This window comes from Sphaerisporangium sp. NPDC005289 (genome assembly GCF_040607455.1).
In the GTDB taxonomy this organism is placed as follows: Bacteria; Actinomycetota; Actinomycetes; order Streptosporangiales; family Streptosporangiaceae; genus Sphaerisporangium; species Sphaerisporangium rhizosphaerae.
On the sequence record NZ_JBEXGS010000025.1, the window covers coordinates 126,736 to 140,321 of the forward strand.

Sequence of the window (13,586 nt, forward strand, 5' to 3'; positions counted from 1 at the left end):
AAGGAGTGTGAACGAAGTGTTCCGACGCCGCCGTCATGCGGAGCAAGAGGAGACGGCACCGGCCGCCGAGGCGCCGGTCCCCGTCCGCGAGTCGGGACCGTGGGACGCCGACGAGCCCCACCCCGACACCGAGCGGGTCGACCTGGGCGGCATGCGCCTGCCCATCGGCTCCGGGTTCGAGATCCAGCTCAACGTCGCCGGCGACCAGATCGTCGGCGCCATCGTCATGGTCGAAGAGAGCGCCCTGCAGGTGCACGCGTTCGCCGCGCCCAAGAAGACCGGCATCTGGGACGAGGTCCGCGGCGAGCTGTCGCGCGAGCTGACCGCCGCCGGGGGCACCTGCGAGCAGCGCGAGGGCCCCTTCGGCGCCGAGCTGGCCGCCGAGATCATGCAGGACGGCGCCACCCAGCCCGTCCGGTTCATCGGCGTCGACGGCCCGCGCTGGTTCCTGCGCGGGGTCATCAGCGGCCGGGCCATCGCCGACCCCGACGTCGCCAAGACCCTGGAGGACGTCCTGCGCGACATCGTGGTCGTCCGGGGTGACCTGCCCATGGCGCCCAAGGAGCCCATCGAGCTGCGCCTGCCCGCCGAGGCCCGTCAGGCCGTCGAGCAGCAGGCCGCCCAGGAGGGCCGGCCCTCGCTCGATCCGTTCGAGCGCGGACCTGAGATCAGCGAGACTCGCTGACGTAAGCTGCGGGCAGGACGGTCAGGACCACAGGGCTCGCGAGGAGTGAACAGAGATGAGTACGGCAGAGCCCGTCAAACGGGGGCTGCGCGGTTTCCTGCGGCGGCTGACGACCAGCCAGGCCGAGCTGGAGGCGGCGGAGCTCCAGGAGGACCTCGACCAGTACGGGGCGACGCCCATCGCCTCCTGCGGCCAGCGCAGGAGGTTCTGCGTCGCGGGCACCCTGCGCACGGTGACGCTGCGGCCCCGGGGCGGCGTCCCGTCGCTCGAGGCCGAGCTGTACGACGGGTCGGACGTGGTCGACCTGGTGTGGCTGGGCCGACGGAAGATCGTGGGCATCGAGCCGGGGCGCGTCGTGCGCGCCGAAGGGCTCGTCAGCGTCCAGGACGGCCGTAAGGTGATGTTCAACCCTCGTTACGAGCTGCGGCCGGCGAGCGGCCAGTGACCACGGTTCCCCCAGGCGAGGAGACCAATGACCATGCAGCCGCCCAAGGACGCGCCGGCCACGGGAGCGCGCCGGTGAGCACGTCCTCCGAGACGGCCCGCGAGGCGGCCGCGCACGACACCGTCGAGGCCGCCATCCGCGCCCAGCTCACCAAGGCGCTCGGCGGCGTGCGGGGCATCGTCGAGGCGGCCGTGCCGACGATCGCCTTCACCGTCTCCTGGATCGTCACCGAGCAGCTCAAGACCTCGCTGATCATCAGCATCGGCGCGGCCGTCCTGCTGCTGGTGGTGCGGCTGGCGCAGCGCTCCACGCCGCAGTTCGTGCTCAACAGCCTGGTCGGCATCGGCATCGGCGCGTTCTTCGCCTCCCGCACGGGCGAGGCCAAGGACGTCTTCATGCCGGGCATCCTCTACAACGCCGCCTACGCGGCCGCGATGACACTGTCGATCATCGTCCGCTGGCCGGTCGTCGGGTTCCTCATCGGCTCGGTGACCGGCGACCCGACCGGCTGGCGGCGCGACCCCGGCATCGTCCGGCTCTGCTCGCGGCTGACCTGGCTGCTCATCCTGCCCTGCCTGCTGCGCGTGGTGGTGCAGCTCCCGCTCTACTTCGCCGACCAGGTCGCCGCGCTCGGGGTGGCGAAGGTCGCGCTCGGCTGGCCGGTCCAGGTGGCCGCGCTCGCCGCCATGGTGTGGGTGCTGGCCCGCGGCCGCACCCCGATCAGCCCCGCGCCGCCGCCCACCGGCACCTGACCCCGGCCGTCCGGCGCCCGTTCCGCGGCGTCCGGACGACGACCGTCCCCGCCGCCGAGGGCAGGGACGGCCGTTCCCGTGGCGGGCCGTTCAGCGGCGGCGACCCACGGCCGCGACGGCGACGGCCGCGCCCCAGGCGGGTGCGCGGCCGTCCGCTGCGGTCTCGGCCGGTGTCTCAGTGCGGGGACAGAAGGTGCGCGAGGTCCTCCTCGACCTCCTGGCTGGCCACGAACAGCAGCTCGTCCCCGGCCTCCAGCGGATCGTCGTCCGAAGGCACCAGCACCCGGCCCTCGCGCAGGATGGCGACCAGGGCCGAGTCCTGCGGCCAGGGCACCGACCCGGCCCGCTGCCCGACGACCGGGGCGTCCTCGGGGAGCGTGAGCTCCACCAGGTTGGCCTGGCCCTGCCGGAAGGTCATCAGGCGCACCAGGTCGCCCACGCTGACCGCCTCCTCGACCAGGGCCGAGAGCAGGCGAGGGGTGGACACCGCGACGTCCACACCCCACGACTCGTTGAACAGCCACTCGTTCTTCGGGTGGTTGATGCGGGCCACCACGCGCGGCACGCCGTACTCGGTCTTGGCCAGCAGCGACACCACGAGGTTGGCCTTGTCGTCGCCGGTCGCCGCGATCACCACGTGGCAGGCGTTCAGCCCCGCCTCGTCCAGCGCGGAGATCTCGCAGGCGTCCGCCAGCAGCCACTCGGCCTGCGGCACACTGTCGATCTTGATGGCCGACGGGTCGGCGTCGATGAGCAGGACCTCGTGGCCGTTCTCCAGCAACTCGGCGGCGATGGACCGGCCGACCGCCCCCGCGCCCGCGATCGTGACGCGCATCAGTGGGACTCCTCCTCAGGCGCCGAGGACAGCACCTTGTTGATCCGGTCCATGTCGGTGTCGGCGGCGATCACGTGCAGGATGTCGCCCTCCTGCAGGACCGTGTCGTCCTTGGGCAGCAGCGCCTCGCCCATGCGGTTGACGAAGGCGACCCGGGTGGCGGCGAGCTCCTGCACCTTCTTGGTGCGGGTGCCGATCCAGCCCTGGTGGTAGGCCACCTCGGCGAGGGTCACGGTGCCGGTGGGGTCGCGCCACAGCGGCTCGGCGCCCTCGGGGAGCACCCGGCGCAGGATCTGGTCGGCCGTCCATCGCACCGTCGCCACCGTCGGGATGCCGAGACGCTGGTACACCTCGGCCCGCCGCGAGTCGTAGATGCGGGCCACCACGTTGTCCACGCCGAAGGTCTCGCGTGCCACGCGGGCGGAGATGATGTTGGAGTTGTCGCCGCTGCTGACCGCGACGTACGCGGCGGCCGACTCGATGCCGGCCTCCTCCAGGACGTCGCGGTCGAACCCGACGCCGGTGACGCGGCGCCCGCGGAACCCGGCGCGCAGCCGCCGGAACGCCTGCGGGTCCCTGTCGATGATCGCGACCGAGTGGCCGCTGTCCTCGAGGATGTGGGCGAGAGTCGATCCGACCCGGCCGCATCCCATGATGACGATGTGCATGCTCCCCCGCCGTTGGCATCGAGGCGGCAACTGGACGTTATACAGCTACCAGGCCAAGTATGGCCGGTTCTAGGAGCGCCATGTGATGCGCACCGCACCTGAGGACTAGCATCGTCACTCGTGGTCAAGGTTGCAGATATGGTCAAGCGACTACTCGTGGGCCGCGCCCTTCGAAGTGCGCAGGCCCACGAGCAGTTGCTGCCCAAGCGCATCGCGTTGCCGGTGTTCGCCAGCGACGCGCTCTCCTCGGTGGCGTACGCCCCGCAGGAGATCCTCATCACCCTCGGCATCGCCGGCATCGCGGCCTACCACTTCACTCCGTGGATCGCCCTCGCGGTCGTGGTGATCCTGTTGACGGTGGTCGCCTCCTACCGCCAGAACGTGCGGGCCTACACCAGCGGCGGCGGCGACTTCGAGGTGGCCACCGAGAACCTCGGCAACAACCAGGGCCTGGTCGTCGCCAGCGCGCTCATGGTCGACTACGTGCTCACCGTCGCGGTGTCGGTCTCCTCCGGCGTGGAGAACCTCGGCGCGGCGCTGCCCTTCCTGGCCGACCGCAGGGTCGCGGCGGCCATCGTGGTCGTCGCCCTGCTGACCGTCATGAACCTGCGGGGCATCAGGGAGTCCGGCCTGGCTTTCGCCATCCCCACCTATGCCTTCATGCTCAGCGTCTTCGGCCTGATGATCTGGGGTGGAGTGCGACTGGCACTCGGCACCGAGCTGACCGCCCCCACGGCCGGCTACACCGTCACCGGTGAGAGCGTCGGCGTGGGCGGCTTCGCCCTGATCTTCCTGCTGCTGCGCGCCTTCTCCTCCGGTTGCGCCGCGCTGACCGGCGTCGAGGCCATCAGCAACGGCGTGCCGGCCTTCAAGAAGCCCAAGGGCAAGAACGCCGCCAACACGCTGCTGGCGCTCGGCGCGCTCGCCGCGACGATGTTCGTCGGCATCACCGCCCTGGCCTACGTCACGGGCGCCAAGTTCGCCGACCCCTCCCAGGGCAGCACGCTCCTCGACGGGTCGGGCAGGCCCGTGGAGAACCCGGCCCCGGTGATCGCGCAGGTCGCCCAGACGGTGTTCAGCAACTTCACCCCCGCCTTCTACTTCATCACGGCGATGACCGCGCTGATCCTCGTGCTCGCCGCGAACACGGCCTTCAACGGCTTCCCGGTGCTCGCCTCGGTGCTGGCGCAGAACCGCTACCTGCCGCGCCAGCTCCACACGCGCGGCGACCGCCTGGCCTTCAGCAACGGCATCATCATCCTGGCCACCATGGCCGGGCTGCTGATCTACGCCTTCCACGCCGAGACCACCCGCCTGGTGCAGCTCTACATCGTCGGGGTGTTCGTGTCCTTCACCATCAGCCAGACCGGCATGGTGCGGCACTGGAACCGGCTCCTGCGCACCGAGGACGAGGCCAAGAAGCGCGCGCAGATGCAGCGGTCCAGGGTGATCAACGCCTTCGGCGCGACGGTGACCGGCCTGGTGCTGGTGGTGGTCCTGATCACCAAGTTCACCCACGGCGCGTGGATCGCCTGCGCCGCCATGGTCGTGCTGTTCGTCATGATGCGCGGCATCCGGCGCCACTACGACAACGTCGCCACCGAGCTCACCGTGCCCGAGCAGCACGAGGTCGACGAGTCCATGCTCCCGGCCAGGAACCACGCCATCGTCCTGCTCTCGAAGATCCACAAGCCGACGCTGCGCGCCCTGGCGTACGCGCGCGCCACGCGCCCCTCCAAACTGGAGGCGATCAGCGTCGCGGTGGATCCCGACGAGGCCCGGCAACTGCAGGCCGACTGGGAGGAGCGGGGCATCCCGGTGCCGCTGAAGGTCCTGGACTCGCCCTACCGCGAGATCACCCGGCCGGTGCTCGAATACGTCAAGAGCCTGCGGCGCCGGTCGCCGCGCGATGTCGTCACCGTGTTCATCCCCGAGTATGTCGTGGGCCACTGGTGGGAACATCTGCTTCACAACCAGAGTGCGCTGCGGCTGAAGGGCAGGCTGCTCTTCCAGCCGGGCGTGATGGTCACCAGCGTGCCGTGGCAGCTGGCCTCCTCCGACCGGCTCCGGGGCCGTCCGGAGACGTTCGCCCCCGGCTCGGTGCGCCGGCCGTACGCTGTGGCTCGTAAGGATGACCAGGTCAAGACGTGAGCGGGGGGACCGGAGTGCCGATCGAACTCAATGTTGAGCGCGTCGCCAACGGGGGATGGTGCGTAGCCAGGCACGAGGGCCGGGTGGTCTTCGTCCGCCATGCCCTGCCAGGTGAGCGGGTGCTGGCAGAGGTCACCGAGGAGACCACGCGGTTCCTGCGGGCCGACGCCGTGGAGATCCTCCAGGCGTCGCCCGACCGCGTCACCCCACCGTGCCCGTTCGCCGGGCCGGGCCGCTGCGGCGGCTGCGACTGGCAGCACGCCACCCTGGAGGCCCAGCGCCGCCTCAAGGGCGAGGTCGTCGCCGAGCAGCTCCAGCGGCTCGCCGGCATCGACATGAAGGTCGACGTCGAGGAGGTCCCCGGCGCGGTCAGGGGCCTCGGCTGGCGCACCCGCGTCCAGTTCGCCGTCACCCCCGACGGCGTCCCCGGCCTGCGCCGCCACCGCTCCCACGAGATCGAGCCGGTCGACGCCTGCCTGATCGCCCACAAGGAGGTCGAGCGCGTGGGCGTCGAGCGGGCCGACTGGCGCGGCGCCGCCGCCGTGGAGGCCATCGCCACCTCGACGGGGGAGCGGGCCGTCGTCGTCACGCCCAAGACCCACCGCACGGTCGCGGTGCCCGAGCTCGGCGCCGACGCCTACGTGCTGGTCGACGAGGGCCGGGGCCAGGCGCGGGCCGTGCGGGGGCGCACGGCGCTCACCGAGCGGGCCGGCGGACGCGACTTCCGGGTCACCGGCAGCGGCTTCTGGCAGGTCCATCCCGGCGTGCCCGGCGTGCTGCTGGAGGCGGTCCTGGAGTACGCCGCCGTCCGGCCTGGAGACTGGGCGCTCGATCTCTACTGCGGCGTCGGGCTGTTCGCGGCGGCCCTGGCGGAGGCGGCCGGTCCCGAGGGCGCGGTGCTCGGCATCGAGTCCGACGCGCGCGCCGTGCAGGACGCCCGCCACAACCTGCGCGACCTGCCGCAGGCGCGCGTCGAGCGCGGCCGTGTCGAGGACACCCTCGACCGGCTCGGCGTCGAGCGGGCCGACGTGGTGGTCGTCGACCCGCCGCGCACCGGACTCGGCCGCGACGTGGTCGGCCGGGTCGCCGGCCTGGACGCCGGTCGCATCGTCTACGTCTCCTGCGACCCCGCCACACTGGCCCGCGACCTGTCCTGGTTCGCCGACCACGGCTACCCCGCCGTCGACCTGCGCGCCTTCGACGCCTTCCCCATGACCCACCACGTCGAGACCGTCGTGCTCCTGGTGAAGGACGTGGTCTAGCCCCTGACCGGCAGTGACGCGGCACGGAAGGGCGCAGGGCGGCCCGGTGGTCAGGCGCCGCGGCCGAGCAGCCGGCGTGTCCGGTCGGCGACCAGGTGCGGTTGCTCGGCCGGGATGAGGTGTCCCGAGGCGACGTCCTCGTGGCGGCCGTCGGGCAGGCCGGCGGCATAGCGGCGCTGGTGCTCGCGGATGGCGGCGTGCTGACGCTCCCGTCCTCTGGCGGCGTGGGCCGCCGACAGCACGATCGTCGGGCATTTCGGCGGCTGCGGAGGCTGGGTGCGGAATCGCGGGATGGCGGCGGCCACCGCCCGCATCTCCTTGCGGGTCTGCGCGGTTCCGGCCGGGGTGAGATCCTCGGCGAGGATGGTTTTGTAGGTGTCGGCGGAGAACGCGCGCCGCAGATTGCCGCTGAACAACCACGCCAGGGGAGCGAATTGGCTGAGTCGCTGCATCACCGCCAGCACGCGGTCGACCTTCTTGGTGGTCTGGTCCCAGGTGTCGTACACCGGCGAGGTCTCCGGTAGGGCGTCGACCAGCAGCAGCCCTCGCAGCCGAGGTCCCAGGTGCTCGGCGGCCCGGCGGGCGACCAGTCCGCCCATACTGTGCGCGACGAGCACGAACTCGCCGGGGACGACGGCCTCGGTCATCGCGGTCAGGTCGGCGGCCATGTCGTCGATGCCGAGCCGGCCGGAGATGCGGCCGCTGAGCGCGCGCCCGGCCCGGTCGTAGGCCACCAGGCGCGCCGTGCCGGCCAGCAGCGGCAGCACCGGATCCCAGAAGGTGCGGCCGCAGCCCGCGCCCGCCTCGAAGACCACCCAGTCCTGCCCCTGGCCGGACTCCTCGACATAGATGTGCCGGCCGTTGACCGGCACCCTCCTCCCTGGCATCTCCCGCAAGGCTCCTCCCATCCCCGCTACGTTTTCATTTTAGATAACGGTATCGCATATGAAATCGTTGGGCCATGGACCCTGTCGACCAGCTGTTGCACCCGGTGCGGCTGCGCATCGTGCATGCTCTGTCCGCGGCGGGCACGCTGACGATCGCGCAGATGTGCGCCCGCATGCCCGACGTGCCCAAGATCACGGTGTATCGCCAGGTGGCCCAGCTGACGGAGGGAGGGTTGCTGGAGGTGGGCGGCGAGCAGCGAGTGCGCGGTGCGGTCGAGCGCCGCTACCGGCTGCGTCAGGACCGGCCCAGGATCGACGGCGACGCGGCCGCCGCGATGTCGCTCGACGACCACCGGCGTGGATTCGCCGCGGCCATGGCCGTCCTGATCGCCGAATTCAACGCCTACCTGGACCGTGACGGCGCCGACCCGGTCGCCGACTCGGTCTCCTACCGGCAGGGCACCCTGTGGCTCAGCCCGGACGAGCTCACCGAGATGGCGGCCGACCTGATCGCGGTACTGCGCGGCCGGCTGGCCAACGCCTCCGCCCCGGGCCGCGCGCCGTACCTCCTCAGCGCGATCTTGTTTCCCGTCGAGCAACCGCCCGCTGATGGAACCGAGCGCTAGCCGGGGGAGGCGTCGGCGTCAGCCCCCGCCGGCGCTTCCTGATTCATACTTTGTAAAGGCATAAACCTCAGACGGCACACCGTTCACCACGATGCCCACGCGGCTGTCGCGTCGTCGTGGGGCTTGGCGCCGGCGGGGGTGCCGTGCCGCAGTTCGGCCTCGCGCACCTGGGCGATCAGTTCGGCGGTCCCGGCCTTGGCCGCGGTCTCCACCAGGTGCTCCCACGTGTGGCCGTACCACTCGACCAGGCGGGTCACGCCGTCGGTGGCCAGCAGGACGCCGCTCAGCCCGGCAGCCTCCACCGAGCCGGCCACGGCCTCGCCGGCCGCCTCCGGGAGCGCGCCGGCGACCCAGAACCCGCCCGGCCTGTTGCGCACCGAGCGCACCAGCGCCACGCTGTACGGCCGGCCGCCGGGGAGGTGGTCGATGCGGTCGTCGTCGATCACCGTGACCATGCCGTCCCGGCCGTGCAACACGACCGGCGAGTCGCACAGCACCAGATAGTCCAGCATGTCCGCGCGCCTCCGGACCATCGCCACCGTGGAGGACGGCGAGTCCGCGTTCGCCAGGTCGCATGCCCCTCCGTGGGCGTCCGTCGCCTCGCCGATCGCCGCGGCGAGGATCTGCCGCAGGCCGGCGTCCGGCTCGGCGGCGAGCCCGCGCGCCAGCCCCGCGCCCAGCCGGGCGACGTACCACGCGACGTCGTGCCGGCATCCCGAATCCACCCCGGCCGCGGCCGTGGCCCCGTCCAGCACGGCGACCCACTCGGGCCCGGCGATGACCAGGTCCTCGTTGCGGCGGCCGGGGACGGGAGCGGCCGCCGTGGAGAAGGTGACGTGCAAGGGACTCCTCACCTGAGATCGGACGCCGGCCAGGCCGGCACGGCGTGCCGCCTGTCACCGATTATGCGTCCGCGACGGCAAGGGCCAGGACCGCCGGGACGCGCTCGGTCCCGAGGAGACGGTCGCCGGCCGCGACCGGCGCCGGCGAGTCAGGTGAGGACCAGGGCGTCATGGGAGGGCGTCGTGGTCCGGGACGCGCTCGCTGGCGCCGTAGATGGGGCCTCGGGCCCACTGGAGCAGGCCGGTCGGGGGCAGGCCGGGGATGGGGTTGCGAACGGGGTCGAAGCGGGTCGGCTCGGCGGCGTCCGACCGGGCGGGGCCGGTGAGCGTCAGCGTCCCGAACCGCTCCCAGGGGCCGAGAGGGGAGGCGACCACCAGGTCGAACCGCAATGGTCCCCCCTCTGAGGCCCTTCTGAGCGCCGCGAGGCCCGCCGGCGGGCCGGGCCATCTCGCGACCACGCCGAGCAGGACATGACCGCCGCCGGCCGCGTACGGGAGGAGCGAACCGTACATGCCGGGCGACCATCTGGTCGCGGGGCGCAGCAGGCGGCGGCCAAGCAGGGTGTGCCCTGTGGTGGCGAGCAGGAGTTCCGCGGTGACCTCACCGGTGCCGCCGTCGGGGGCGGCGGAGGTCCGCCAGCGCAGGGCCAGGCCGAGGATGTCGGGCAGGGGAGGGGGCAGGCCGGCGGCGCGGGACAGGCGGGCGACGCCTCGAAGGTCCGCCGGCTCGTCGAGGAAGGCGGCGCCCCTGGGGCGGGAGGCGCCGTGCAGGGCGAGCGCGGCGTCGAGGACCAGCCCGTCGGGGTGCAGCGGACGCCCGTGCCGCAGCCGTGCCACCGCCTGGAACACCGCCGCCGCTCCGCCGGCCACCGCCGCCACCACCGTCCGGACCGGCCCACCGTCTTCGCGCCCGAGCGGGCGTGTCGGCTCGGACGGCCGGATCGGCTTGCTCTCGCCTTGTTCGGGCGGCCGGATCGGCTCGCTTTCTCTTCGTCCGGGCGGCTGGGCCGGTTCCGTCTTCGCCTGTTCGGACGTATGGACCCGCGTGACATCGCCCTGCTGGTGTGGCGGCTGTCCATGTCGCTGCACGCGTTCCTCCTACGGCCCGAACGCGAAAGTCCCTGGGATGTCCGGTCAATTCTGGCGCTACCCGTGGGCGGGCTCGCGAATCCCCGCGCGAGGCGTGTTGCCGCGGGCGAGCGGGGAATCTGGGCGACGAAGGGCTTTGCTGCGCCTTGACCTGCGGTTTCTTATCATTTCCGGCATGTCGAAATGGGTCGGGGGAGAGGGATACGAGGTCGAGCCGATCAGGCTGGACGGCCACACGCTGCTCCGGGTGCGCCAGCACGGAGTGCTGATCGCCTACTGCCGCTCGGTCGCCGAGGTGGCGTCCATCGTGGACCTGGACGAGCTGGTCGAGCTGGTCATCCTGCCGCAGGCCGCCGCCGGCGGCCGGAACTGAGCACCGGGAGCCGTACCAGAAGACGGTGGCCGGGCCCTGGCGGCCGCTCGCTCGGATCGGGTCCTCGGTGGAACCACATCGTCGCGAAGCGGCCGCACATCCGCGTGCCCCGTTTGCCTATTGGTGATCAGGAGCTGGTCGTAGGCGCCCGCTCACCGTGGTGCTTCACGGCTCGCCCGGTCAAGCCGTCGCCGGGTCGCCGGATCGCGAGGGCCTTCCACGTGCCAGTGAGGCACGTGGTCGGCGCCGGGCCCGAGGGCCGTTATACGCCCGGTCGGCCCGGTGGCTGCTGGATCGGAAGTTGCGCGTCACGCACGCCCGGCTGGCTCGGCCCCTGCGGGCCGCCGGCGATCGGCAGGGCCGGCGCCGGAAGGATGTGCGGTCGCGGCCCTGACGGGTAGTGCGGACCGGGGATCGGCCTCGGGTAGTGCGGGTACGGCCTTGGCCACCAGCCCGGCCGGGAGTACGGGTAGGGGTACGGATACGGGTACGGCAGGACGTACGGAGGGGTCACGGGATAGCCGCCTCCGACGGCGACGCATTCGTACTGCGGACAGGGCATCGTGAAGCACTGCTTGGGCGAGTACACGCAGGTGTAGCCGGGCGGGCACACTACGTCGCCGCAGCCTTGCTTGGAGCACGGGGCCTTCGGGGCCGAAGCCGTGGCGGACGATGCCGGCGCCATCGTGGACCCGGCGGCGGCAAGGCTGCCCGCGTCGGCCGAGGCGGTCAACGCGGAGAGCGGCAGCGCCGCCAGAGCCGCCGTGATGACGAACGTTATTCGGATCATGATGAATCCCCGAACCCTTCTTGGTTCCCCCGGTGCAACCCCGCGCGAACCCGCCGGGCAACCGTGGATTCGCCGGTATCTCGTGACAGGCCTCGCGACCTACCGAGATCGTCGCATTCGGCGACCGGAATCCATCGGCAGCCACGCCATCACCGGGACCAGGAAACAGTAAGAATGGCGGTTCCCCGAACAGAGCCCCGCTGCCACGAAACCCCACCCTGTCGCTATGTACCGATTGTCGGGAACGTAGGCGCTTCGGTCGAATACGCCTTTTGTGGAGACGTGGAAAAGGTCTCCGATGCGACGTCGGAAGGGCCCGGGTCCACTTGGCCGGACCGCCTGGCCGGGACCGTGACGGTCGGACCGGCGCTGGACGGTATCTCCCGCGAGCACGCGACCTATTTCCGAGGCGTCAACCGGCGAAGACCGACGCTTCCGGCCCTTTCGGCGGGAGGCGTCATTATGACATCCGCCCCACGCCGCGACGAACGGCGCGCAGAACCAGGAATTCGATGTCCTTCTCGCCGTGAGATAACTGGGATCGCCCGGATGCGGCTTCGAGCGCCTTCGGACAGGATGTCCAGTCTGACGTGCGGTCATCGGAATCGGGGCATCCGCCGAGGACCTTCGGGAGCCGTCGCGAACGCCGCGCCGGCGGCCCGGCATTGTGAGCGGCCGACGTCGCGGCGCGTTTTCCGGGTGTTCGGCGCCGTCGGCCGCCTGTGCACGACTTCGCGGCGCGTGCGGCACTTCACCGGCCGGCGCCTCGCGACCGCTCAGCTGTCCTGCGCTTCCATGGCCACGCCGGAGAAGTGAGCGGCTGCATTTCGCGAGGGCCGTTGATCCGTGCAATCAGGGCGACACGCCGCGAATATCGATATGACGAGCTTGCGGCGGCGCTCATCGACGGGTCGGGCGGAGAAGTCCGCGATGTCGGGCAGGCGATCCGGCCGGACGGGGAAAGCGAACTTAATGACATCATCATCCTGGTAAAGAGCCGCGCGTGCGAGCGCTTCACCTCGAATTCCGAGGAGAGAATGAAGAGTGGCTACATTGATGAAACGGACCCTGCTGAGCGGCGCGCTCGCCGGGGTCGTTATCGTTTACTCACCTGCCGTGGCAGGTGCCGAGGCAAAGACCCCCTGGCCACCAGGTCAGGCGGTCATCGACTATACGATGAGCGGCACATACTACGGAGCACCGATGTGGGGCCATTTTGTGGCTCAACGTGCCTGTGTTCCCACGCTCTGCCCGCCGGCGAGCGTTCAGGTGGTCAGGCCGCAGGCCGCCCCGGTCGCGCCCGGCGCGATCCCGCTGTGCGCCTGGCTCGGTCTTCCCCAATCACTCTGCAAGGTGCCGCCGGGTCCCGCCGGTCCTCCCGGTCCTCCCGGTCCTCCCGGGCCGCCCGGACCCAGGGGTTTCCCGGGACGACCGGGGACGGACGGCGCCCCAGGTCCCGCCGGTCCGCAAGGTCCCGCAGGTCCTGAGGGTCCCGCCGGCCCTGCCGGTCCTCAGGGGCCCGCCGGTCCCGAGGGCCCTGAGGGTCCCGCTGGTCCCGAGGGCCCTGCGGGTCCCCAAGGTCCCGAGGGTCCGGGGGGGCCTGCCGGTCCTGAAGGCCCTGCCGGTCCTGTGGGCCCGCAAGGTCCGGGGGGTCCTGCCGGTCCTGAAGGTCCAGCCGGTCCTGCGGGTCCTGAGGGCCCCGCCGGCCCTGAGGGTCCCGGCGGTCCTGCCGGTCCTGCCGGTCCTGAGGGTCCCGCCGGTCCCGAGGGCCCTGCGGGTCCCCAAGGTCCCGAGGGGCCCGGGGGGCCTGCCGGTCCTGAAGGCCCTGCCGGTCCTGTGGGCCCGCAAGGTCCGGAGGGCCCTGCCGGTCCCGAAGGTCCCGCCGGCCCTCCCGGTCCTTCCGGCATTTCCGGCCCTTCTGGTCTGACGGTCTTCCCGGTCGTCGCCCCGCAGGTCACCGGGTTCACCGTGTACCCGGATTCGTGTCCGGGAGCACTGGGATACGGGGTGGCCTACCCCGTGTGCGGTTGACCGCCATCGATGCCCGCCAACTGAGATGAGCCGAAGAGGTGTGGGGGGGGGGGGGGCGCCCCCCCCATTGAGGGGGGGGGGGTGGGGGTGGGGGGGCGGGCCGCCCCCCCCCGCGGCGCCCGACGGGAAAGAGACCAAAAGAAAAAAAAG

At 71.8% G+C, this 13,586-nt stretch carries 13 protein-coding genes; 7 read left to right on the forward strand and 6 right to left on the reverse strand.

Annotated elements, in window-relative coordinates; translation table 11 throughout:
- The first annotated feature begins 16 nt into the window (after positions 1 to 16).
- From ABZT47_RS33050 to ABZT47_RS33060, 3 genes are all read left to right on the forward strand, one after another.
- Positions 17 to 685, forward strand: coding sequence for a DUF3710 domain-containing protein (locus ABZT47_RS33050; RefSeq protein ID WP_354851039.1), 669 nt, complete (start codon positions 17 to 19; stop codon positions 683 to 685).
- Between the two features lie 55 nt (positions 686 to 740).
- Positions 741 to 1,130 (forward strand): OB-fold nucleic acid binding domain-containing protein, encoded by a 390-nt coding sequence (locus ABZT47_RS33055; protein WP_354851042.1) that lies wholly within the window; start codon positions 741 to 743, stop codon positions 1,128 to 1,130.
- A 74-nt stretch (positions 1,131 to 1,204) separates the two neighbouring features.
- A complete protein-coding gene (locus ABZT47_RS33060) occupies positions 1,205 to 1,882 on the forward strand; it encodes a DUF3159 domain-containing protein (protein WP_354851044.1) in 678 nt (225 codons plus the stop codon).
- 175 nt (positions 1,883 to 2,057) lie between these two features.
- Here ABZT47_RS33060 and ABZT47_RS33065 read toward each other — a convergent pair whose 3' ends face one another.
- Both ABZT47_RS33065 and ABZT47_RS33070 read right to left on the reverse strand, forming a co-directional pair.
- Positions 2,058 to 2,717, reverse strand: a complete 660-nt coding sequence (locus tag ABZT47_RS33065) for a TrkA family potassium uptake protein (protein ID WP_354851047.1) — start codon at positions 2,715 to 2,717, stop codon at positions 2,058 to 2,060.
- Positions 2,717 to 3,385, reverse strand: a complete 669-nt coding sequence (locus tag ABZT47_RS33070) for a TrkA family potassium uptake protein (RefSeq protein ID WP_354851050.1) — start codon at positions 3,383 to 3,385, stop codon at positions 2,717 to 2,719. The genes ABZT47_RS33065 and ABZT47_RS33070 overlap by 1 nt, the downstream gene beginning before the upstream one ends.
- A gap of 138 nt (positions 3,386 to 3,523) precedes the next feature.
- On the opposite strand from ABZT47_RS33070, the gene ABZT47_RS33075 reads away from it, so the two are divergent.
- Both ABZT47_RS33075 and ABZT47_RS33080 read left to right on the forward strand, forming a co-directional pair.
- Positions 3,524 to 5,536: an APC family permease gene (locus ABZT47_RS33075; RefSeq protein WP_354851053.1), complete on the forward strand. Its 2,013-nt coding sequence runs from the start codon at positions 3,524 to 3,526 to the stop codon at positions 5,534 to 5,536.
- A complete protein-coding gene (locus tag ABZT47_RS33080) occupies positions 5,533 to 6,798 on the forward strand; it encodes a class I SAM-dependent RNA methyltransferase (RefSeq protein ID WP_354851056.1) in 1,266 nt (421 codons plus the stop codon). Before ABZT47_RS33075 ends, ABZT47_RS33080 begins: the two co-directional genes overlap by 4 nt.
- 50 nt (positions 6,799 to 6,848) lie before the next feature.
- On the opposite strand, the gene ABZT47_RS33085 is transcribed toward ABZT47_RS33080, so the two are convergent.
- Positions 6,849 to 7,685 (reverse strand): alpha/beta hydrolase, encoded by an 837-nt coding sequence (locus ABZT47_RS33085; RefSeq protein WP_354851059.1) that lies wholly within the window; start codon positions 7,683 to 7,685, stop codon positions 6,849 to 6,851.
- Between the two features lie 74 nt (positions 7,686 to 7,759).
- Between ABZT47_RS33085 and ABZT47_RS33090 the strand changes: the two genes are divergently transcribed.
- Positions 7,760 to 8,311 carry a helix-turn-helix domain-containing protein gene (locus ABZT47_RS33090; protein WP_354851062.1) on the forward strand — a complete coding sequence of 184 codons (552 nt, stop codon included), beginning with the start codon at positions 7,760 to 7,762 and terminating at the stop codon, positions 8,309 to 8,311.
- Between the two features lie 83 nt (positions 8,312 to 8,394).
- On the opposite strand, the gene ABZT47_RS33095 is transcribed toward ABZT47_RS33090, so the two are convergent.
- Together ABZT47_RS33095 and ABZT47_RS33100 are read right to left on the reverse strand one after the other, a co-directional pair.
- Positions 8,395 to 9,153 (reverse strand): protein phosphatase 2C domain-containing protein, encoded by a 759-nt coding sequence (locus ABZT47_RS33095; protein WP_354851065.1) that lies wholly within the window; start codon positions 9,151 to 9,153, stop codon positions 8,395 to 8,397.
- 168 nt (positions 9,154 to 9,321) lie between these two features.
- Positions 9,322 to 10,023, reverse strand: coding sequence for a hypothetical protein (locus ABZT47_RS33100; protein ID WP_354851068.1), 702 nt, complete (start codon positions 10,021 to 10,023; stop codon positions 9,322 to 9,324).
- Positions 10,024 to 10,417: 394 nt separating this feature from the next.
- On the opposite strand from ABZT47_RS33100, the gene ABZT47_RS33105 reads away from it, so the two are divergent.
- The gene (locus tag ABZT47_RS33105) at positions 10,418 to 10,615 is read left to right on the forward strand and encodes a transposase (RefSeq protein ID WP_354851071.1); all 198 of its coding nucleotides are present in this window, start codon (positions 10,418 to 10,420) and stop codon (positions 10,613 to 10,615) included.
- Positions 10,616 to 10,877: 262 nt separating this feature from the next.
- Here ABZT47_RS33105 and ABZT47_RS33110 read toward each other — a convergent pair whose 3' ends face one another.
- Positions 10,878 to 11,405: a hypothetical protein gene (locus ABZT47_RS33110; protein WP_354851074.1), complete on the reverse strand. Its 528-nt coding sequence runs from the start codon at positions 11,403 to 11,405 to the stop codon at positions 10,878 to 10,880.
- Positions 11,406 to 13,586: the final 2,181 nt, after the last annotated feature.

Coding starts and splice junctions, on each gene's coding strand:
- ABZT47_RS33055 (WP_354851042.1), top strand. CDS start 741: ATGAGTACGGCAGAGCCCGTCAAACGGGGGCTGCGCGGTTTCCTGCGG.
- ABZT47_RS33065 (WP_354851047.1), bottom strand. CDS start 2,717: ATGCGCGTCACGATCGCGGGCGCGGGGGCGGTCGGCCGGTCCATCGCC.
- ABZT47_RS33070 (WP_354851050.1), bottom strand. CDS start 3,385: ATGCACATCGTCATCATGGGATGCGGCCGGGTCGGATCGACTCTCGCC.
- ABZT47_RS33075 (WP_354851053.1), top strand. CDS start 3,524: ATGGTCAAGCGACTACTCGTGGGCCGCGCCCTTCGAAGTGCGCAGGCC.
- ABZT47_RS33085 (WP_354851059.1), bottom strand. CDS start 7,685: ATGCCAGGGAGGAGGGTGCCGGTCAACGGCCGGCACATCTATGTCGAG.
- ABZT47_RS33090 (WP_354851062.1), top strand. CDS start 7,760: ATGGACCCTGTCGACCAGCTGTTGCACCCGGTGCGGCTGCGCATCGTG.
- ABZT47_RS33105 (WP_354851071.1), top strand. CDS start 10,418: ATGTCGAAATGGGTCGGGGGAGAGGGATACGAGGTCGAGCCGATCAGG.
- ABZT47_RS33110 (WP_354851074.1), bottom strand. CDS start 11,405: ATGATCCGAATAACGTTCGTCATCACGGCGGCTCTGGCGGCGCTGCCG.